General features: G+C 64.9%; 20 protein-coding genes. 8 read left to right on the top strand and 12 right to left on the bottom strand.

What is annotated here, in order from left to right:
* The 10 genes from FAZ21_RS12865 to flhF form a co-directional block, all read right to left on the bottom strand.
* The coding region (locus FAZ21_RS12865; RefSeq protein ID WP_211243453.1) for a DNA translocase FtsK at window positions 1-1,382 on the bottom strand (1,382 nt) is incomplete at its 3' end.
* Between the two features lie 36 nt (window positions 1,383-1,418).
* Window positions 1,419-2,252 carry a lysophospholipid acyltransferase family protein gene (locus FAZ21_RS12860; protein ID WP_136773839.1) on the bottom strand — a complete coding sequence of 278 codons (834 nt, stop codon included), beginning with the start codon at window positions 2,250-2,252 and terminating at the stop codon, window positions 1,419-1,421.
* A 41-nt stretch (window positions 2,253-2,293) separates the two neighbouring features.
* Window positions 2,294-3,034: a flagellar motor protein gene (locus tag FAZ21_RS12855; protein WP_136773838.1), complete on the bottom strand. Its 741-nt coding sequence runs from the start codon at window positions 3,032-3,034 to the stop codon at window positions 2,294-2,296.
* Window positions 3,035-3,052: 18 nt separating this feature from the next.
* Window positions 3,053-3,799: an RNA polymerase sigma factor FliA gene (locus FAZ21_RS12850; protein ID WP_136773837.1), complete on the bottom strand. Its 747-nt coding sequence runs from the start codon at window positions 3,797-3,799 to the stop codon at window positions 3,053-3,055.
* Window positions 3,800-3,828: 29 nt separating this feature from the next.
* Window positions 3,829-4,437: an ABC-type transport auxiliary lipoprotein family protein gene (locus FAZ21_RS12845; RefSeq protein ID WP_136773836.1), complete on the bottom strand. Its 609-nt coding sequence runs from the start codon at window positions 4,435-4,437 to the stop codon at window positions 3,829-3,831.
* Complete coding sequence (locus tag FAZ21_RS12840; protein WP_136773835.1) at window positions 4,434-5,477, bottom strand: MlaD family protein; 1,044 nt, start codon at window positions 5,475-5,477, stop codon at window positions 4,434-4,436. The genes FAZ21_RS12845 and FAZ21_RS12840 overlap by 4 nt, the downstream gene beginning before the upstream one ends.
* Entirely contained in the window at window positions 5,474-6,271 is a 798-nt protein-coding gene (locus FAZ21_RS12835) for an ABC transporter ATP-binding protein (protein ID WP_136773834.1), read from the bottom strand. Before FAZ21_RS12835 ends, FAZ21_RS12840 begins: the two co-directional genes overlap by 4 nt.
* Window positions 6,272-7,369, bottom strand: a complete 1,098-nt coding sequence (locus tag FAZ21_RS12830; protein WP_136773833.1) for an ABC transporter permease — start codon at window positions 7,367-7,369, stop codon at window positions 6,272-6,274.
* Entirely contained in the window at window positions 7,366-8,262 is an 897-nt protein-coding gene (locus tag FAZ21_RS12825) for a MinD/ParA family ATP-binding protein (RefSeq protein ID WP_169307385.1), read from the bottom strand. The genes FAZ21_RS12830 and FAZ21_RS12825 overlap by 4 nt, the downstream gene beginning before the upstream one ends.
* A gap of 251 nt (window positions 8,263-8,513) precedes the next feature.
* Window positions 8,514-10,004: a flagellar biosynthesis GTPase FlhF gene (gene flhF / locus FAZ21_RS12820; protein WP_136773831.1), complete on the bottom strand. Its 1,491-nt coding sequence runs from the start codon at window positions 10,002-10,004 to the stop codon at window positions 8,514-8,516.
* Window positions 10,005-10,186: 182 nt separating this feature from the next.
* Between flhF and FAZ21_RS12815 the strand changes: the two genes are divergently transcribed.
* Window positions 10,187-10,840, top strand: a complete 654-nt coding sequence (locus FAZ21_RS12815) for a pseudouridine synthase (RefSeq protein WP_136773830.1) — start codon at window positions 10,187-10,189, stop codon at window positions 10,838-10,840.
* A gap of 68 nt (window positions 10,841-10,908) precedes the next feature.
* Here FAZ21_RS12815 and flhA read toward each other — a convergent pair whose 3' ends face one another.
* Window positions 10,909-13,020 carry a flagellar biosynthesis protein FlhA gene (gene flhA / locus FAZ21_RS12810; protein ID WP_136773829.1) on the bottom strand — a complete coding sequence of 704 codons (2,112 nt, stop codon included), beginning with the start codon at window positions 13,018-13,020 and terminating at the stop codon, window positions 10,909-10,911.
* Between the two features lie 139 nt (window positions 13,021-13,159).
* Complete coding sequence (gene flhB / locus FAZ21_RS12805; RefSeq protein ID WP_136773828.1) at window positions 13,160-14,299, bottom strand: flagellar biosynthesis protein FlhB; 1,140 nt, start codon at window positions 14,297-14,299, stop codon at window positions 13,160-13,162.
* Window positions 14,300-14,540: 241 nt separating this feature from the next.
* Between flhB and FAZ21_RS12800 the strand changes: the two genes are divergently transcribed.
* The 7 genes from FAZ21_RS12800 to fliQ all read left to right on the top strand — a co-directional run bounded on the left by FAZ21_RS12800 (window position 14,541) and on the right by fliQ (window position 19,215).
* Entirely contained in the window at window positions 14,541-15,599 is a 1,059-nt protein-coding gene (locus tag FAZ21_RS12800; protein WP_136773827.1) for a flagellar hook-length control protein FliK, read from the top strand.
* 144 nt (window positions 15,600-15,743) lie between these two features.
* Window positions 15,744-16,283, top strand: coding sequence for a flagellar basal body-associated FliL family protein (locus tag FAZ21_RS12795; protein ID WP_169307384.1), 540 nt, complete (start codon window positions 15,744-15,746; stop codon window positions 16,281-16,283).
* A 36-nt stretch (window positions 16,284-16,319) separates the two neighbouring features.
* Window positions 16,320-17,336 carry a flagellar motor switch protein FliM gene (gene fliM / locus FAZ21_RS12790; RefSeq protein ID WP_136773825.1) on the top strand — a complete coding sequence of 339 codons (1,017 nt, stop codon included), beginning with the start codon at window positions 16,320-16,322 and terminating at the stop codon, window positions 17,334-17,336.
* Entirely contained in the window at window positions 17,329-17,766 is a 438-nt protein-coding gene (gene fliN, locus FAZ21_RS12785; RefSeq protein WP_136773824.1) for a flagellar motor switch protein FliN, read from the top strand. Before fliM ends, fliN begins: the two co-directional genes overlap by 8 nt.
* Window positions 17,767-17,771: 5 nt before the next feature.
* The gene (gene fliO, locus FAZ21_RS12780; RefSeq protein WP_136773823.1) at window positions 17,772-18,197 is read left to right on the top strand and encodes a flagellar biosynthetic protein FliO; all 426 of its coding nucleotides are present in this window, start codon (window positions 17,772-17,774) and stop codon (window positions 18,195-18,197) included.
* The gene (fliP, locus tag FAZ21_RS12775; RefSeq protein WP_136773822.1) at window positions 18,190-18,933 is read left to right on the top strand and encodes a flagellar type III secretion system pore protein FliP; all 744 of its coding nucleotides are present in this window, start codon (window positions 18,190-18,192) and stop codon (window positions 18,931-18,933) included. The genes fliO and fliP overlap by 8 nt, the downstream gene beginning before the upstream one ends.
* A 12-nt stretch (window positions 18,934-18,945) precedes the next feature.
* A complete protein-coding gene (gene fliQ, locus FAZ21_RS12770) occupies window positions 18,946-19,215 on the top strand; it encodes a flagellar biosynthesis protein FliQ (RefSeq protein ID WP_136773821.1) in 270 nt (89 codons plus the stop codon).
* The last annotated feature ends 112 nt before the right edge of the window (window positions 19,216-19,327 follow it).

Genomic DNA, 19,327 nt, shown 5'->3' with positions numbered 1-19,327 from the left:
ACCAGCATGTGCGGGGCCTTGGCCAGGTCGGTGACGATGGGCTTGCCGGTGATGTCCTTGCCCAGCGCCATGGTCAGTCTGGACGTCATGTTGTGGTAGGGCTCGGAAGACAGGATTTCCGACAACCGGATCGTCTGCCGCGTGGGGTTCGGCAGCTCCAGGCCCATGCAGGTCTTGCCGGGAATGGTCTCGACCACGCGGATCGATACCAGCCCCAGTGCGCGGGCCAAGTCCTTCATCAGGTTGACGATCTGTGCGCCCTTCACGCCGACGGCGGGTTCGATTTCGTAGCGGGTGATCACCGGGCCGGGGTAGGCGGCGATGACCTTCACCTCCACGTTGAAGTCGGCCAGCTTGCGTTCGATCAGGCGCGAGGTGAACTCCAGCGTCTCGTGGCTGATGGTTTCCTGCGCCACCGGCGGCGGGGCGAGCAGCGACAACGCGGGTAGCTGATCGCTGCCGCCACTGCGCGCCACCATGCCGGGCGCCTTCATCGGCGGCAGGTCTTCCATTTCGAACAGCATCGGTTGTGCGGCCTGGCGCTGCGCGGCGACCTGTTGCTTTTCCTGTTCCTTCTTTTCTTTTTCCAGGCGCTTTTCGGCCTGTCTGGCGACCGGTACTTCGAGCTGCGCAGCTTCGATGATCAGCGGAGGCTTGTCCTCCTGCTTTTTCTTTTCCTCGGTGACCTTTTCCTCGCGCTTCACCGCTGCCTGACGGCCGATGCGGCGATCCTGCGCGGCCTGCCAGGTGTCGATGGTGCGCGTGAACAGCCATTCCAGCGCGCTGCCCAGTTTTTCCATCGTGCCCAGCCAGGACAGGCCGGTAAATAGCGCGATGCCGATGGCCCACAGCGCCACCAGCGATAGCGTGGCGCCGGCGAACCCCAGGGCGTGGTACAGCCAGCCGCCCAGCCACAGGCCGAGTACGCCGCCGGGGGCCAGCGGCAGCTCGATGGTCAGCGTATGCAGCCGCAGCGCCTCCAGGCTGGCGGACGACAGCACCACCAGCAGGAAGCCGATGCAGGCCAGCAGCACCACGGGTTTGTGGGTCTGCTCGGACACGCGGTCGATCCGGCGATAGCCCCACCAGATCGCGGCCAGGAAGAACGTCACCCACCACCACGCCGACATACCGAACAGCGATAACAGGATGTCGGCCAGCCACGCACCGACCAGGCCGCCACGGTTGAGGACATTGGCCTGGGTGGCGCTATGCGACCAGCCGGGGTCGCTCGGCTGGTAGGAGGCGAGCGCCAGCACCATGTAGAGCACGGCCGCCACCAGCAGGAACCACCAGGATTCGCGTAGCGCATTGGCGATCTGGGGCGGCAGCGCGGCGCGGGCGGAGGCGTTGGCGACGTTTTTCTTGCGGAAAAAAGGCATGGAGGCAATGACTTGGGCTGCGGTCGGAATGCCCGATTATAGCCACACCGCAGGGCGTGATATGAAGTTGCGCCCCGGCTGTGCACCGGTGACGGTTGCATGGCCGGATGCCACGGTGGTGGCGCTATTCCAGAAAGCGGCGCTGCCACTCGCCGAAGCGCGCGCGGGCATGGGCCGAGTAGCTTTCACGATCGGCGAAATCGCTGGGGTGAAAGGGTTCGAACACGTGATAGTTGGCGCGTCGGTTGGCGGTGCGCATGATGTGGCGGATCTTCTGCGGCAGCGTTTCGTCATCGCCCCAGGCGAAGTCGGCCTGTGCTTCGTAGTGCAGGAACACCGGGACAATGGGCACGCCGGTTTCCAGCGACACGCTGAAGGCGCCATAGAGAAACTTGTCCCACAGCAGTCGCCCTTGCAGCCGCCCTCGGGGTAGATTGCCACGTTGTGTCCGGCGCGCACCGCCGCGATCAGCGCGGCCTGCGCGGCCTGGCGCGAATCCTTGTCCTCGCGTTGCACGAACAGGGTTCCCGCTGCGGTGGCGATGCGACCGACGATCCACCAGTGGCGCACTTCGGCCTTGGCCAGATTGGTGACGGGAAACAGTGCGGGAATACCGATGTCCTCGAACGCCGAGGGGTGGTTGGCGATCAGGATGTAGCGCTCGGGCAGGCGCCCGGTGTAATGCTGGTGCAGGCGCAGGTCGACGCCCAGCGCCCGGACAAAGGCGCGGCACCAGCGCTGGAACAGGCGGGGATACCAACCCGTCAGCCAGGCGAGCGGCAGCCGCGCCAGCAGCGCCATCGCCACGGTGAAGACCGCGAGGTCCAGCCAGGCGCACAGATCGCGGATGCGGGCGGCGAGCCAGAGCATGGCGGCGCGTCGTCAGTGACGGTGGGTGAAAAGGCGGGCGCTCAATGCAGGAAGCCCGCCAGCTTGTTTTCCAGCATGCGCGGATTCTCGCCGTTGGCGATGGTGTACAGGCCCTCCAGCAGCATTTCGCGGCGGCGCACTTCCATGCCGATATGCTGCTTCAGCTTGCTGCCGATGGGCAGGAAGATCAGGTTGGCCGAGCCGACGCCATAGATGGTGGCGACGAAGGCCACGGCAATGCCGGCGCCCAGCTTGGAGGGATCGGTGAGGTTTTCCATCACGTGGATCAGGCCCATCACCGCGCCGATGATGCCGATGGTGGGCGCATAGCCGCCGGCCGATTCCCAGATCCGGGCGGCGGCGCGGGCGCGCTCTTCGTAGCCGTCCACTTCCAGTTCCAGCGCGCGGCGGATCATCTCGGGCTCGGCGCCGTCGACCAGCATCTGCAAGCCGCGTCGCACGAAGGGGTCCTTCTCGCTGTTGGCATAGGCCTCCAGCGCCAGCAACCCGCCACGGCGTGCCTGCTGGCTCCAGTTGACCAGCATGCCCAGCACGCGGCGAAAATCGTGTTGTGGCGGGACGAACACCCATTTGACCAGCTTGATGCCGGCCAGGAAGTCTTCGCTCCGGCTTTGCAGCATGACCGCGCCGCAGGTGCCGCCGATGACGATCAGAAAGGCGGTGAACTGGACCAGGGACGAAATATGTCCACCTTCCAGCACTTGGCCGAGCACGATCGCGGTAAGCCCGAGCAGCAGGCCGAAAAGGCTGATTTTGTCCATGCGGGATCGTTATTGTGATTATCGGGGGGGCAGCCAATCCTGCAGGCGCGCGCGCAGCCGGACCACGGCCTGGCTGTGCAACTGGCAGACGCGCGATTCGGATACACCGAGCACGGCGCCGATTTCCTTCAGGTTGAGCTCTTCTTCGTAGTACAGCGACATCACCAGTTGTTCGCGCTCCGGCAGGTCGACAATGCCTTCGATCAACGTCTTGCGGAAGCCTTCGTCGGAAAGCTGTTCCAGCGGGTTGGACGCATGGTCGGCGGCGTAGATATCGAGGCGGCTGTTTTCGCCTTCTTCTTCGAAATCCTCGTAATAGAGCAACTGGTGGCCACGGGCATCGCCCAGCATGTGCTGGTACTCCTCGAGCGGCAGATCCATTGCCTTGGCGACTTCCCCCTCGGTGGGCGCGCGTCCAAGGCTTTGTTCCAGTTGGTGGGTCGCCGCTTCGATGCCGCGCATGTTGCGCCGGACCTGGCGCGGCATCCAGTCGACATGCCGCAGCTCGTCGAGCATGGCCCCCCGGATGCGCTGCGTGGCGAAAGTCTCGAACTGCACGCCGGCGTTCGGATCGAAATTACGCGCGGCTTCCATCAACCCCATCAACCCGACCTGGATCAGGTCCTCCACTTCCACGCTGGCCGGCAGGCGCGACACCATGTGATAGGCGATGCGTTTGACCAGCGGCGCGTGCGCGGCCACGCGGTCTTCTTCGGTCGAAGCCTGGGTCTGCCGGTAAAGGTTGAGCGCGCGAGGTGAGAGCATGGGGATCCGGGATAAAGCTGCGATCCAGTTTAGCGGACAACCGTGACGTCTGTCGCCGCAAGCACGGTTTCCAGGTGCGCCAATGCTTCGGCGAGGGCGGCATCCGCGGCGGCGGCGATGCCTTCGCCATCCATAGTCTTGATAGCCGCCTTGCCGGTACTTTCCCACTCGGCGATCAGGGCCTGATCCCGGTGCAAAGTGTAGTGCAGCGTCAGCAACACTTGCCGTGACGCATTCGGACGCAGATCGGCGTAGAGCGCATCCAGCCGGCCACGCAGCACGAACTCGCCCACGGTGGGCGACGCGCCCAGGCTGACGTGCTCGAACAGCCCGCTGGCGGCCAGCCAGGCTTCGCTGCGTTCGCCGATCAGGGAGGCGGGGGGAGCCACGAAGCCACGGAACGGATCGGCCGCGTAGCGGTAGTCGGTTTCGCGATAGACGAAGCGCCAGTCGCCATAGCCCTGGGCCGCGCGCAGCGGCGCCACGCGCAACGGGCCGGCAAAGTGCCTGGCAGCGGTGGCGCCGCTGCGCGTGGCATCGAAGCGGTAATGGACCTGCGGCTCGGGCTTGCCGGCGCAACCGGCCAGCGACAGCGCGATCAAGGATGTGGCGAGCAGGGCGATCAGGCATCGTGTCATCGTGGTGGCAACGAGTAGGGAGTGGGTCGGGTGCCGAACAACAGGCCCGGCGGATTACGGCGTGCATCTTCCGCCAGGCCGCGCAGTTCGGTACTGATGGCGTGCAAGTTGTCCAGGGTTTCGGCCAACTCGGCATCGCGGCTGCCCACCACCGTATCCAGCCGCGATGCGACGCTTTCCAGGTGGGTGAGCGTCTGGTGCAGCGCGGGGTCGGCCATCAGTTCGCGGGCGCTGTGTGCCGCCGCCGAGATATCCATCGGCGCAGTGCGCCAGGCCGGGTCGGACACCAGTTCGCGCAGCGATTGGTTGGTGGCGCGCAGTTCGCTCAGCAAGGCCTGTGCATCCTGGCCGATCCGGTCGGTGGGCACCTTTTCCAGGCGCTGACTGACGCGCAGCAGCGATTCGGACAACGCTTTGAATGGGACGTCGTTCAATTGGCGGTCGGCGGTGTCGAGCAGGTGGTTCAGGCGGTCCACCGTACCGTCGATATCCAGGTTCTGCGCCTTGGTGATCAGGTTCTGCGCGGCATCCATGATCTTGGCGACGGCACTGTGCGCTGACGGGATGTACGGCTCGTCCGGGCGCCAGGAAATGGCCAGCGGCGGGTTTTGCCGGGGGTCGACGTAATCGATTTCCAGGTAGTTGGTGCCGGTCAGGCCCTGTGGTGCCAATCGCACCCGCAGCCCGCGCGCGATCTGGGCATTCAGCTCCTCCTGCGAAACGGTGTTGCCGCCGTTCTTGCCGAAACGGTGTGGCTTGAGCTGCATTTCCACCAGCACGTATTGCGGGCCGCCGTGTGGCGTATCGTACTTGTTTGACGTGAAGCTGATTTCGCTGACCGAGCCCAGCGCCACACCGCGGTACTTCACCGGCGACCCGATATCCAGTCCCTGCACCGATTCGTCGAAATAGGTTTCCACGATGACGGTATTGGTGAACCAGCGCCCGGCGCCGAACGCGACGAACAACAGTGTGCCGATGGCAATGCCGACGACGACGAACAGGCCGAGCCGGAAATAGGTTGCGTTGGTTTTGTTCAAACCTGGGTCTCCTCGCCGCGGCGGAAGAAGCGGGTTACACGGGGGTCTGGATGATGATCGCGCAGATCCTGGGGCTTGCCGACGGCGATAATGCCTTTTTCCTGTTTATCCAGCATCAGCGCGCGGTCGGCAATGGCGAAGATGCTCGCAAGCTCGTGGGTGACAACGATAAAGGTCAGCGACAGCGCCCTGGAAAGCCGCAGGATCAGCGCGTCCAGCTCGGCCGAGGTGATCGGGTCCAGCCCGGCAGAGGGTTCGTCCAGGAACAGGATGGCCGGGTCCAGCGCCAGTGCGCGGGCGATGGCGGCGCGTTTCTGCATGCCACCGGATAATTCGGCCGGGGCGTAGTCCGCGTACTGTTCGAGCCCCACCTCGCGCAGCTTGAGTCGGGCCACCAGTTCGCGCGCTGGCAGGTCCAGGTGGCTGTGCGCGGCCAGGGGCAGCATCACGTTTTCCAGGACGGTCATCGAGCCGAACAGCGCACCGGCCTGGTATGCCACGCCGAACGAGGCCAGGATGCGCCGCCGCGCGGCGCCCTCGGCGGCGGTCAGTTCCTCGCCCGCCAGCCAGATCCGGCCCTGGGCCGGTTGCTCCAGCCCGATCATGTGCTTGAGCAGCGTGGATTTGCCGCAGCCGGAGCCGCCGAGAATGGTCAGCACTTCGCCGCGTGGCACGTCGAAGCTCACATCGCGCAGCACCACGTTGCGCCCGTAGGCGCACGTCAGGTTTTCCACCCGCACCAGCGGTTCGGCGGTGGGCGTGGCGACGATGGGAGAGGGGACGGTCGCGTCCATTTACCAGTCCAGGTAATAGAAGGCCACGGCGAACAGGCCGTCGGCGACCACCAGCATGACGATGGCGCGTACGTCGGCGCTGGTGGCGGCGGCGCCCACCGCGCGTGCGCCGCTGCCGGTCTGCAAGCCACGCATGCAGCCGATGCCGGCGATGCCGAGGCCGAACACGAACGATTTGAACAGCCCGGTGAGGTAGTCGCTCATATCGACGAAATCGATGATCTGCGAGGCGGAGGTGGCCATGGGGATGCCGAAGCCGATCAGTACCAGCGCGGCGCCGAACATGCCGATCAGCTCGGCGAACAGTGTCAGCAGCGGCATGGTGCAGGCTACCGCGATCAGGCGCGGCAGCACCAGGAAGCGCATCGGGTCCAGCCCCATGGTGACCAGTGCGTCGATCTCCTGGTTGACCTTCATGGTGCCGATCTCGGCGGCGAACGCCGCGCCGGTGCGCCCGGCCAGCAATACGGCCGTCATCAATGGCGCCAGTTCACGCACCAGCGACAGGCCCACCAGGTTGGCGACGAACAGCTCGGCGCCGAACTGGCGCATCGGCACCGCCGACTGGAACGACAGGATCACGCCCAGTAGAAAGGCGATCAGCGCGACGATGGGCAAGGCGTCCGCGCCGGCGCTGGTTGCCACGCGCAAGGTTTCGCCAAGCCGCAGCTCGCGGGGGCGGCGCATCACGCTCGCGAATGCGGCGCTGGCTTCGCCGATGAAAACGATGGCGGCACGTGCCTCCAGTGTCACTTCGGCCACGACCCTGCCCAGCGTGGCGATCACACCGGGCGGGGGCGGGCGGCGCGGGATGATGAGCGGATGATCGGGTTCCAGTTCCGCCAGCAGGGGGGCGAAGCGTTCGGGCAAGCCCTCCACGGTGCCGCCGCGCTGGATCAGGTCGAACAGCAATGCGGCGCCGGTGCCGTCGCAGTAGTCCACCGCGCTGGTGTCCACCACGGCGCCCTGGGTCATGGCGGCACGGGCGCGCGGCCAGAGGTCGGCACAATGTTCGGCATCCAGCCGGCCCGACAGCCTCAGCCGTGCGGGCGTCGAATCGGTATCGATGTCCAGGCTGGCTGAGTTGTCAGGGGTCATTGCTGTCCTAGCTGATCACTGAAAATCCGGCTCGATTCCACCAGGCGGTAGACAAAGCCCGTGGCGCTGTCTCCGCCCTGGCTGGGGCGTTTCCAGCGCAACATGCTGTCCGCGAGCTGGCGGAAGGCGTGGCTGGCTTCGGTATCGGGAAAGGCATCGATGACGGTCTTGCCCAGCCGCGTGGCGCGTTTGAGTTTTTCGTCCTCGGGTACGTAGCCGCACAGGCGTAGCTTTACCGCTTTCCCCAGGTATTGTTGGGCCACTTCGCGAATCCGGCCGTACAACAATTCCGCTTCCCCCAGGGTTCCGACTCGGTTAGCGAGCACGCGGAATTCGCGCCGGGCATATTCGGTGTAGAGCAGTTTGATGGTGGCGTAGGCATCGGTGATCGATTCGGCGCGGTTGGTGACGATCACCAGCACGTCGTCGGCGGCCAGCGACAGGCTGGGTACGCCCGCGCCGGTGGCGGGCCGGGTATCCAGCAGCAGGAAGTCGGCATCGCCGGTCAGCGCCTCGAATTCGGCACTCAGCCATTCGAGTTCGCGCTCGTTCAGCGCGGCCAGTTGTTGCGGCCGCGCGGTCACCGGCAGGATGCCGAAGCCGGCCGGCGTGGGGATCAGGGTGTCGGCCAGCGACACTTGGCGCCGCAGTGCATGCTCCAGCCGGTAGCGCATTTCCAGCCGCAGTCGGTGTGCCGCGTTGGACATGCCGTCGAATTCGTCGAGCAGGATCACGCTGCGGTGGCGTTCGGCCAGGGCCGCGGCAAGGTTGATCGCCAGCGTGGTGGAGCCGCAACCGCCACGGCCACCGTTGAAGCCGACGCTGCGGCAGCCCGGGCGCGCCACCAGCTTGCGCAACCCCGCGGCTTGATCGGACCAGGGGCCGCTGCTCACTTGCTGCAATCCTGCGTCGAGCGGGCGGCAGCAGTACCCGAACCGTTCAGGGGCTTAGGCAGTGGATCGGCAAACATTGGCCGGAACTCCTGCGCGAGCAACGCGAGGCTCCCTCGCGGTGGCGAGGGCGGGGGGAGTGGAACCAAGCAGGCAAGCACCGGTTCTGGCATACCGCGGCGAGTGCGCGCCCGGCTTTGCCGGGGGCATGCGTGGGGTAATGCGTAGCCAGGGCTGGCGAGTTCGTTCCGGAGCTATCCACGCACGCCCCCGACGTTCAGCGTGAAGTCGAGCGGTGCGTCCTGGCTGCCCATGTAGAGCGGGTACTCGTCGCGCTGCAACTGGAATACGCCGCTGTCGTGCTGGTTGCGGAACGCGCGGTCCACCAGGTAATCGACGCGCGCGACGTGCAGGTCTTCGGGCACGCGCTGGCCATTGGTGACAAAGTGCAGCGCCAGCTTGTGGCGGATGGCGACATCGAGACAGCCGCCCAGGCTCATCGCTTCATCCAGCTTGGTGAGGATGCAGCCGGTGAGGTGCGCGTTCTTGTAGCGGCGGGCCACGTCGTCCAGCGTGGCCGGCGCGGCGTTGGCGGCCAACAGCAGCACCGTCTGCACCGCGTCCACGTCGAACAGGCGCAACTGCTCGACGATGCGCTGGTCGCGTTGCCCCATGCCCACGGTATCGATCAGCACCAGGTGCCGGTCGGCGAGATCGGCCAGCGTCAGTTCCAGGTCGGTATCGTCTTTTACATCGTGGACCGGGATGCCGATGATGCGGCCGTAGATGCGTAGTTGGTCCTGCGCTCCGATCCGGTAGCTGTCGGTGGTCAGCAGCGCCACCGATTGCGGGCCGTGGGTCAGCGCGCAACGGGCGGCCAGCTTGGCCACGGTGGTGGTCTTGCCCACGCCGGTGGGGCCGATCAGCGCGACGATGCCGCCACGCTCGATCAGGGCGTCGTGGTTGCCCATCGCGGGCAGGTTGTGTGCCAGCGCGGCTTTCACCCAGCGCATGCCGGCATCCAGTGTCAGCCCGCCGGGCATCTTGTCGATCAGTTGCCGCGACAGCGCGGGGCAGAAGCCAGCGGCCAGCAATTGGCGCAGTGCTTCGAGCTTTTCCGGCGCGTGCTTGGAAAGCTCGCCCCAGGCCATGCCGGCGATCTGGCTTTCCAGCAGGCCGCGCAACAGGCGGATTTCGCGGGCGATGTCCTCCATGGCCTCGCCATTCACCGGCGCGGGGGAAAGGGCATCGTGGGCGTCGTCGTCTTCGAAGCTGAAATTGGGCAGGGCGCGGCGCGGTGGCTCCGGCGCGTTGCGCGGGGCTGGCGGCGCTACCTGCGGCGCGGGGGCGGCTGGCGCGCGCGGTGGGCGGTTGCTTCGCACCACCTGCGGCACTTCCTCCGCCGGGACGTCGTCCAGCGTCGGCTCCTGGTCTTCGTCGGCAATGGCGTAGGAACGGGCCAGGGCGCGGTTGAGCGGGGTGGGCGTGGGCTCGGTGCGTTCGTGCTGCGCGCTATGGATCAGGCGGGCGCCATTCTGCGCGGCACGCGGGCCGACCTTGGCGGCGATGGGCGTGCTCTGGATGCTGGTGAGCGCGGCGACGTCGGCATCGGCGACGGCCATGATTTCCACGCCGCCACCGGCAATCTGGCGGTTGGACAGGATCAGCGCATCCGGGCCGAGTTCGTCGCGAACCTGGCGCAGCGCATCCCGTGTGGTGGCTCCGTAGAATTTCTTGACGACCATTGGCCCAGTCTGACGTGTAAACCCGCGTATTATCCCCACGTCGTCAGCATTGCACAAACTATCGTGGGCATGCTTGCGATGCGCTGCCGGTGCGCAGGCGCGGGCTGGTCGCTCCAGGTGGGGGGCAGGCCCTCTTTACGGTGTCTGCCACCTTGTCGAACGTCGTTTTCCGGGTTTTTTCCGTGTTTCGCTATCTGCCGCCGCCCGATACCGGGCTCGTTCCCGTTTTCGTCGATGCCTGCCTGGTCGTTGTGGATAAACCACACGGTCTGTTGTCCGTGCCGGGCCGGGGCGAGGATCGGGCCGATTCGATGGCATCGCGCGTGCAGGCGCGTCACGAGGATGCGTTGATCGTGCATCGGCTCGACATGGATACCTCGGGCCTGATGGTGTTTGGTCGCGGCGCGGCGATGCAGCGTGCGCTGAGCATGGCATTCGAGGCGAGGCAGGTCGAAAAGCGCTATGTCGCGGTGGTGGCAGGCCGGCTGGAAGGCGAGGGCGAGGTGGCGTTGCCGTTGAACGCCGACTGGCCGAACCGCCCACGGCAAAAGGTGGATATCGAGCACGGCAAACCGTCGCTGACCCACTATCGGGCGCTGGACTACGATGCCGCGCGCGATATTACCCGTGTGGCGCTGATGCCCGTGACGGGGCGCTCGCATCAGTTGCGGCTGCACATGCAGGGCATCGGCCATCCCATCCTGGGCGATGAGTTCTATGCGCCACCCGCGATCCACGCCGGGGCTCCCCGGCTGCTGCTGCATGCCGATACGCTGGCATTGCGCCATCCGGCCAGCAATGCGCTGATGGTCTGGTACTGCCCGGCGCCGTTCTAGGGCGTGCCATCCAATGTTTCACGACAGCGTTCGGCGCATTTCGGGCGCCACGCGGCGTCGCAGGCCGCTTACGCGGCGCCCAGCACGCCGACGATGCGAATGGTCTTGCTGTCCGGGATTTCGGTATGCGAGATCACACGCAAGCCGGGAATCGAACGGCGCAGGAAACGGCTGAGCATCGGGCGTAGTTGGGCCGGCGTGATCAGCACCGTGTTCATGCCTTGCGATTCCAGGTTTTCGGTCAGTTGCGATGCCTGCTTGAGCAGGCGCTCCGCCAGGCCCGGCTCCAGCCCGCCCGGGGTCTTGCCGCTGGCGGCGTTGAGCAGGATGTGTTCGAGCTGCGGCTCCAGCGCCACCACGGGCAGTTCGTTCTCGCCGGGGAAGAGCTGGTGGATGATGGCGCGGCCGAGCGCCACGCGCACCGCAGCGGTCAGTTCGTCCACGTCCTGGGTGCGTCCATGATGTTCGCTCAGCGTTTCCAGGATGGTGCGCAGGTCGCGGATATGCATGCCTTCGTCGAGCAGGTTCTGCAATACCTTCTGTAGCGTGCCCACGGGGACCACCTTGGGTACCAGATCCTCGACCAGTTTGGGGGCTTCCTTGGCGAAGTGTTCCAGCAACTGCTGCACTTCCTCGCGCCCCAGCAGTTCCGCCGCGTGGCTTTGCAGGGTGTTCGAGATATGGGTGCCGACCACGGTGGACGTATCCACCACGGTGAAGCCCATGGCCTGGGCCTGGTCGCGCAGGCTGCCGTCGATCCAGGTGGCCGGCAGGCCGAAGGTGGGGTCGGTGGTCGGCGTGCCGGCCAGCGAGCCGGACGCGTTGCCGGGGTTGATCGCCAGCCATTGCCCGGCGTAGGCCTCGCCGACGCCGACATCCACGCCCTTGAGCAGGATGCGGTACTGGTTGGGTTTCAGTTCGAGGTTGTCGCGGATATGCACGGCCGGCATCAGGAAGCCCAGTTCCTGCGCCAGCTTTTTGCGGATGCCGCGTATCCGGCGCAGCAGTTCGCCGTCCTGGTTGCGGTCCACCAATGGAATCAACCGGTAGCCCACTTCCAGGCCCACCGGATCGACCGGTTGCACGTCCGCCCAACTGACTTCCTGCAAGGGTTGCTCGCCGGGCGGGGGCACCATGCCCGGCGGCAGGCCGCCGGGAGGCATCGCCATGCCGGGGGGCATGCCTGGCGCGCCGCCAGGGGCGGGGGCCGCTTTTTTGGTACGTTCGCGGCGTTCCACGTACCAGGCCAGCGCGGCCGCGATGACGGCGATCAGCAGGAACGCGAAGTGCGGCATGCCGGGGATCAGGCCGAGGATGGCCATGACCGAGGCGGAGATGTACAGCACCTGGGGCCGTGCGAACATCTGGTTGAGAATCTGTTCGGAAACATCGGTATCGGTGCCGACGCGCGACACCACGATACCGGCGGCCACGGAGATCACTAGGCCGGGAATCTGTGCAACCAGGCCGTCACCGATGGTCAGCAGGGTGTAGGTGCGTGCGGCATCGCCGAACGCCATGTCGTGCTGGGCCATGCCGACGATCAGGCCGCCGACGATGTTGATGACCATGATCAGGATGCCGGCCACCGCGTCGCCGCGCACGAACTTGGAGGCACCGTCCATGGAGCCGAAGAAGTCGGCTTCCTGTGCGACGACGGCGCGTCGCTTGCGTGCATCTTCTTCGCCGATCAGGCCCGCGTTCAGGTCGGCGTCGATCGCCATCTGCTTGCCGGGCATGGCATCCAGGGCAAAACGCGCGCTCACTTCGGCGATCCGGCCCGCGCCCTTGGTGATCACGACGAAGTTGATGATGGTCAGGATGACGAAGGCCACCACACCGACGGTGAGGTTGGCGCCGATCAGCACGTGGCCGAAGGCCTCGATCACCTTGCCGGCCGCGTCGCCGCCCGAATGGCCGTGGGTCAATACCAGCTTGGTGGAGGCCACGTTCAGCGATAGCCGCAGCAGCGTGGTGAACAGCAGGACCGTGGGGAACGACGAGAATTCGAGGGGTTCGCGCGTATACAGGCTGACCATCAGCACCACGACCGACAGCGCGATGTTGAAGGTGAAGAACAGGTCGAGCACGAGTGGCGGCAGCGGCAGGATCATCATGCCGAGCACCATCAGCACCAGGACTGGCCCGGCCAGCTTGGTGTAGTTGAAATTACGCCACATCGTTCATCTCGTTTCGTTCCACCCCCGGCCAACCGCGCCGGTCATGCTGCATTGATTTTCCGATCCGCAAGGTCCACGCGGGGTGAGCCGGGTTGCGTCGATCGCGGGCGATTGTACCGGATGCGCCTACTGGCGCGCTTCAGGGTTTGGGGGTTTCCGGGTCCAGCTCGGGCGGCACCGGCAGTTCGTCGCTCAGCGCCGGCTCCAGGCCTCCGTGCTGGTGGAAGTGGCGCAACTGGTAGATGTAGGCCAGCACTTCGGCTGCGGCGGTATACAGCGCGGCGGGGATTTCCTCGCCCAGTTCCGCGTGGTGGTACAGCGCCCGGGCGAAGGGTGGGGTGCGCACCACGGAAACCTTATGCTCGCGCCCCAGCTCGATGATGCGCTCCGCCAGCAGGAAGGCGCCCTTGGCCACGACCGTGGGCGCACGCATCTTTTCGGTGTACTGCAATGCAACCGCGTAATGGGTGGGGTTGGTGACGATCACGTCGGCCTTGGGAATGTTGGCCATCATCCGCTTGCGTGCGGCTTCGCGCTGCAATTGCCGAATCCGGCCCTTGATATGCGGATCGCCTTCCGATTCCTTGTATTCCTTCTTGACCTCTTCCTTGGTCATGCGCAGGCCCTTGTAGTACTCCCACAACTGGTAGGGCACATCGAGCATCGGAATCAGCGCCATGCCGCCGACCACCAGCAGCAGCGTGTGCTTGATCATGCCCCATAGATAGGCGAAGCCGACATCGGCTGGCATGACGACCAACTGGACGAATTGTTCTCGTTCGCTCCAGAGCGCATAGGCGGCGACGCCGCCAATCAGCCCCGACTTGAGGATGGCTTTGACGGCCTCCACCACCGCGCGCATCGAGAACATGCGCTTTATCCCGTTGAGCGGGTTCATCCGGGTGAAGTTGGGCGTGACGGTTTCGAAGGTGAACAGCAGGCCACCGATGGCGATCGGCGTGAGCAGCGCCGCCAGTGCACAGGCGGCAAAGATCGGCACGCAGGCGCGCAGCGCGATGCCCACGGCATTGGTGAAATGCACCAGCATCAGGGTGGGGGTGGTGACCGTCACGCGGTCGAACCGCAGTTCGCTGTGGAAGATCTGTTCCATCGCGGTGAACACACCCGGCCCCAGCATCAGCAGCGCGATCAGGCCGGTCAGCAGGATCGAGAACGTGGAGAGTTCGTGCGAACGGGGAATCTGGCCTTTCTTGCGCGCCTCTTCCAGTTTTCGCGGTGAGGCTGGTTCTGTCTTGTCCTCGCCGGAGTCTTCTGCCATGGCTGCATTCCTGGTGTTGGCGGGCGTCTAGGGGGATCGGTTCTGGAGCCCGGGCGCGAAAGGCGGTGGCGGAGCCGGGATGTCCGAAACGAATCCGTGCATCTTACTTTTGAAGGCCGGTTCTACCCTAGTGGTAGCGGACCCGACTGTCGTCCTTCTCTGTTTTGCGGGTGCGCATTCGCTGGCATCGGATTTGCTTAAGGGTATCCGCGGGCGGTGAGCCCGAACGAGGATCAAGATCATGTCCAGTGTTACGCCACTGAATTTTTCGCAAGCCAATGCCGGCAAGGCCCCCAGCGGCAATTCAGGTAAAGCCGACTCCCGGGACTTCGGCGACACACTCGCCAAGGAGATGGGGCAGGATAAGGTATCCAGGGCCGTGAGCAAGGTGGTGGAACGCCGTGAGGAACCGAGCGAGCGCACGCCGCAGGACAACGGCGAAACCGCGCGCAACGCGGCCGATGCCTGGCTGGCGCTGTTGCATTTCGGCCCCGAGCAGACCCCCGCCACGCAGATTCAGGTGCCGGTGGTCGCAACCGCCAATGGCGAGACCGATCCGGTCACCGCCATGAAGGCATGGCTGGCCAATGCCACGGGCAAGGCAGAGGCGGCGGATACGCAAACCCCGGCCGATGCCAAGGCCGACACGGCGAAGTCGCAGGCAGATATTGCCGCGACCGGCAAAGCCTTGCCGCAGGCCCAGTCACTCGAGGCCGAGGAAGCGCCACCGGATCTGTTGCCCGATACGCCGCTGACCCGTCCCACCGAAACGGCTGCGCCGATCCTGCCGCGCGCCAGCGAGAACCATGCCCTGAACGCCGTCAAGAGCACGCACTACATTCCCGAGCCGGTCGGCAGCAATCGCTGGGGTGACGCGGTGGCGCAGCGGGTATCGATGATGCTCGGCCGCCAGGAGCAACAGATCGACATGCAGCTCAACCCGCCCCACCTGGGGCCGATGGAGGTGCGACTGTCGCTTTCGGCCGAGAGTGCCAGCGTAGTCTTCGCCAGCCAGCATGCCGGCGTGCGCGAGGCCCTGGCCGCCGCCACGCCGCGCCTGACCGCGTTGCTGGCCGATCAGGGCATCCAGTTGGTGGACGTGAAGGTGGCATCGGATTCGCTGAATCAACAGAACCAGCAACAGGCCTTTGCGCAGAGCCAGTCGTCGGGCAATGGCCGCGAGCCGGGCGCCGAACGGCGGGCTTTCGATGGCGTGGAGGGCTCGGCGCAGGTCGAGTCGCATCTGCTGACCGGCGTGACGCTGCCGGTTGCGCGTTCGGGACTGAATGCCTACGCCTGATTGGCGCATGCTCAAGGAATCGCTGAGATCGAGCGGCTTAATGATTGTTTTGCTTACAATTTTGAGTTATAACCACCACGCGCGGTAAGCGAAGAACGGCCCCGGATGCGCCGGGGCGTTTTCAATTCCAGACGAGGTGAAACCATGGCCGAGGCGAAAGCCGTAGAACCCGTAGCAGCACCCAAGGGCAAGAAGACGCTGTTGATCGTGGCGATAATCGGTGTCTTGCTGTTGCTGGTGCTGATCGCGATCGGCGTGGTGGGCTTCCTGCTGCTGCGTACCCCGGCCGATGTCGGTAGCGATGTCGTCGCTTCGCAGTCCGAGGAGGCGCCGAAGAAAAAGGAAAAGAAGAAAGCGGATCACGGTGCGCCGCCTGTCTTCGAAAAATTGCAGACCATTACCGCCAACCTCAATAGTGCCGAGGAAGAGGCGGTCGTTCAGACCGACGTGGTGCTGGAACTGCCCGATGCGGAAACCCAGACGGCGTTGAAGAACATTCTGCCGCGCGTCCAGGCCGAAGTGATCAAGCTGATCCGGTCCAAGACACCCGCGGATCTGCGCACGGTGGCCGGTACGGACAAGCTGGCAGCGGAAATCCAGGGCACGGTGAACCGGCTGCTGGATGTGACCGACAAGGATGAAGGGGTCCAGTCGGTGAATTTCACTACATTTATCATGCAGTAGGCCGATAACGGTTTAAGCGGCAACGAGCGGCAGGACATGGCTGACGATATCCTTTCCCAGGAAGAGGTCGACGCGCTATTGCGCGGGGTGACCGGCGAAGAGGACCAAGGCGAAGAGCAACGCGACGCCTCGTCCGTGCGCGCCTACGATATCGGCCGCCAGGAGCGGATCGTGCGTGGGCGCATGCCCACGCTGGAAATCATCAACGACCGCTTTGCGCGCTACCTGCGTATCGCGCTGTTCAACTTCATGCGGCGTAACGCCGAAATCAGCGTCGGGCCGGTCAAGGTCCAGAAGTACAGCGAGTTCATCCGCAACCTGGTGGTGCCCACCAACCTCAATCTGATCCACATGAAGCCGCTGCGTGGCACCGGCTTGTTCATCTTCGATCCGGACTTCGTGTTCCTGGTGGTCGACAACCTGTTCGGTTCGGACGGCCGCTACCATGTTCGCGTGGAAGGGCGTGACTTCACCACCACCGAGCAGCGCATCATCCAGCGCCTGCTGGATGTGGTGTTCGAGGAGTACCAGAAGGCGTGGGCGCCGGTGTTCGAGTGCGAGTTCGGTTACGTGCGCTCGGAAATGAACACCCAGTTCGCCAACATCGCCACGCCGACCGAAGTGGTGGTGTCGTACACCTTCAAGATCGAACTGGGTGCCGGTGGCGGCGATTTCCACGTCTGCTTCCCGTATTCGATGATCGAACCGATCCGCGAAGTCCTGTACAGCTCCATGCAGGCCGACCGCATCGAGGCGGACAATCGCTGGCTCAAGCTGTTGCAGAAGCAGGTGCAGAACGCGGAGGTAGACCTTGTGGCCACGCTCGGAAACACCCGGGTCACGCTGGGCGACATCCTCAACCTGAAGGCAGGGGATGTGATTTCGCTGGAGATCCCGCAGGCCATCGTGGCGGAGGTCGATGGCGTGCCGGTGCTGGAATGCAAATATGGTATTCTCAACGGCCAATATGCGCTGCGTGTGAACAAGGTCCTCAGTTCTTCTGAAGGCATGAACGTGGCTGAAGACGAAGGACAGGGAGAGCGACATGGCTGATGACACGCCGCAGCAGGATGGCGACGTGATGGACGACTGGGCGGCGGCGATGGCCGAGCAGGCCCAGGAAGAGGCCACTGCCCAGACCTCGTCCGCAGCCCCGCAACAGGTTCAGGCCGCCGATATCTTCGAGCGCTTCGATACCCACCCCGTGGGAACCGGCGCGCCCAACAATATCGACATGATCCTCGATATCCCGGTCACCCTGACCGTGGAGCTCGGGCGCACCAAGATCGCCATTCGCAGCCTGCTGCAACTGGCCCAGGGGTCGGTCGTGGAACTCGACGGTCTGGCCGGCGAGCCCATGGACGTCCTCGTCAATGGCTGTCTGATCGCCCAGGGCGAAGTGGTTGTGGTCAACGACAAGTTCGGTATCCGGCTGACCGACATCATCACCCCGGCGGAACGTATCCGCCGCCTGCACAAGTAAACTCCATGTCGCTGTGGTTTCGCCGGCTGATCGCATGCATCGCGTTCCAGCCTGTCGTCGCCCATGCCGCCACCGCGCCGGCCGGACCGGGACTGGCCGATTTCGGCCAGACCTTGTTCGCGTTGCTGGTCGTGCTCGGCCTGATCGTGCTCGGCGCCTGGTTCCTGCGTCGCTTCTCGCTGTTGCCCAATGCCGGTGGCGGACGGTTGCGCGTGGTGTCCGGCGTGCTGGTCGGGGGCAAGGAACGGGTGGTGATTGTCGAAGTGGAGGGTTCCTGGCTGGTGCTGGGCGTCACCTCGCAGTCGATCAACCTTCTGCATACGCTGCCCCGCCCGGACGATGCCCCGCCAGCCCCGATTCCCGCCGTGCCGGCCTTCGCCGAGAAACTCGCGCAGATCATCAAGAAACAACGGGAGCGCCCCGGTGCGTAAATCGTTAGTCCTGCTTGCCGGTCTGGCGCTGACGGCATTGCCCGCGCTGGCCGCCGATCCCGGCGTGCCGTTCATGACCGCCACGCCGGGAGCGGGGGGGACGGCATACAGCCTCACCATCGAAACGCTGCTGTTCCTGACGGCGCTCACTTTCCTGCCGGCGATGTTGCTGATGATGACCGCCTTCACGCGGATCGTGATCGTGCTGTCGCTGCTGCGGCAGGCCATGGGCACGATGCAGACGCCGCCGAACCAGGTGATTGTCGGGCTGTCGTTGTTCCTGACGCTGTTCGTGATGTCGCCGGTGCTGGATCGCATCTACAACGAGGCCTACCAGCCCTACAGCGAAGAACGGATGACCTTCATGCAGGCCGTCGATGCGGGTTCCAAGCCGCTGAAGGACTTCATGATCAAGCAGACCCGCGAAAAGGAACTGGCGTTCTTCATCGAATTGTCTGGCACCGCGCAGCCGGCCGGGCCGGAGGATGTCAGCCTCAAGGTGCTGGTGCCGGCGTTCGTGACCAGCGAACTGAAGACCGCCTTCCAGATCGGCTTCATGGTGTTCATCCCCTTTCTCATCATCGACTTCGTGGTGGCGAGTATCCTGATGGCGATGGGGATGATGATGGTGTCCCCGGTAATGATCTCGTTGCCGTTCAAGCTGATGCTGTTCGTACTGGTGGACGGCTGGACGCTGCTGATGGGATCGCTGGTGCAAAGCTTCTACGTGGGATAGCGAAGGACAACGATGACGCCCGAAACAGTCGTATCGCTGGTGCAGCGCGGGATGGAAGTCATGGTGCTGGTCGGCGGCCCCATCCTGCTGGGTATCCTGGCCACCGGTCTCGTGATCAGCGTGTTCCAGGCCGCCACCCAGATCAACGAAGCCACGCTCTCGTTCATCCCCAAGCTGCTGATCGCCTTTGCGATCTTTATCTTCGCCGGCTCGTGGATGGTGCAGACCGTGGTCGATTTCACGATCCGGCTCTACCAGAGCATTCCGCAGATGATCGGCTGAGTGCGGGCCATGGCACTGCGACCCGGCATTGTGGCGCGTCGTGTTCCTGGCATTCGGCCACGCCTGGCGCTGGTCGGCGTGGCGCGGCCGGCGTCGCCTTCACTCTGGCTTG

It is taken from the genome of Chitiniphilus eburneus (genome assembly GCF_005048205.1).
GTDB lineage: Bacteria > Pseudomonadota > Gammaproteobacteria > Burkholderiales > Chitinibacteraceae > Chitiniphilus > Chitiniphilus eburneus.
The sequence above is the reverse complement of the archived record's forward strand: the minus strand, read 5'-3'. Positions and strand labels throughout refer to the sequence as shown.

What these genes read in the sequence shown, in the direction of transcription:
- FAZ21_RS12860 (WP_136773839.1), bottom strand. Translation starts at nt 2,252, where the DNA reads ATGCTCTGGCTCGCCGCCCGCATCCGCGATCTGTGCGCCTGGCTGGAC.
- FAZ21_RS12855 (WP_136773838.1), bottom strand. Translation starts at nt 3,034, where the DNA reads ATGGACAAAATCAGCCTTTTCGGCCTGCTGCTCGGGCTTACCGCGATC.
- FAZ21_RS12850 (WP_136773837.1), bottom strand. Translation starts at nt 3,799, where the DNA reads ATGCTCTCACCTCGCGCGCTCAACCTTTACCGGCAGACCCAGGCTTCG.
- FAZ21_RS12845 (WP_136773836.1), bottom strand. Translation starts at nt 4,437, where the DNA reads ATGACACGATGCCTGATCGCCCTGCTCGCCACATCCTTGATCGCGCTG.
- FAZ21_RS12835 (WP_136773834.1), bottom strand. Translation starts at nt 6,271, where the DNA reads ATGGACGCGACCGTCCCCTCTCCCATCGTCGCCACGCCCACCGCCGAA.
- FAZ21_RS12830 (WP_136773833.1), bottom strand. Translation starts at nt 7,369, where the DNA reads ATGACCCCTGACAACTCAGCCAGCCTGGACATCGATACCGATTCGACG.
- flhF (WP_136773831.1), bottom strand. Translation starts at nt 10,004, where the DNA reads ATGGTCGTCAAGAAATTCTACGGAGCCACCACACGGGATGCGCTGCGC.
- flhA (WP_136773829.1), bottom strand. Translation starts at nt 13,020, where the DNA reads ATGTGGCGTAATTTCAACTACACCAAGCTGGCCGGGCCAGTCCTGGTG.
- flhB (WP_136773828.1), bottom strand. Translation starts at nt 14,299, where the DNA reads ATGGCAGAAGACTCCGGCGAGGACAAGACAGAACCAGCCTCACCGCGA.
- FAZ21_RS12800 (WP_136773827.1), top strand. Translation starts at nt 14,541, where the DNA reads ATGTCCAGTGTTACGCCACTGAATTTTTCGCAAGCCAATGCCGGCAAG.
- FAZ21_RS12795 (WP_169307384.1), top strand. Translation starts at nt 15,744, where the DNA reads ATGGCCGAGGCGAAAGCCGTAGAACCCGTAGCAGCACCCAAGGGCAAG.
- fliM (WP_136773825.1), top strand. Translation starts at nt 16,320, where the DNA reads ATGGCTGACGATATCCTTTCCCAGGAAGAGGTCGACGCGCTATTGCGC.
- fliN (WP_136773824.1), top strand. Translation starts at nt 17,329, where the DNA reads ATGGCTGATGACACGCCGCAGCAGGATGGCGACGTGATGGACGACTGG.
- fliO (WP_136773823.1), top strand. Translation starts at nt 17,772, where the DNA reads ATGTCGCTGTGGTTTCGCCGGCTGATCGCATGCATCGCGTTCCAGCCT.
- fliQ (WP_136773821.1), top strand. Translation starts at nt 18,946, where the DNA reads ATGACGCCCGAAACAGTCGTATCGCTGGTGCAGCGCGGGATGGAAGTC.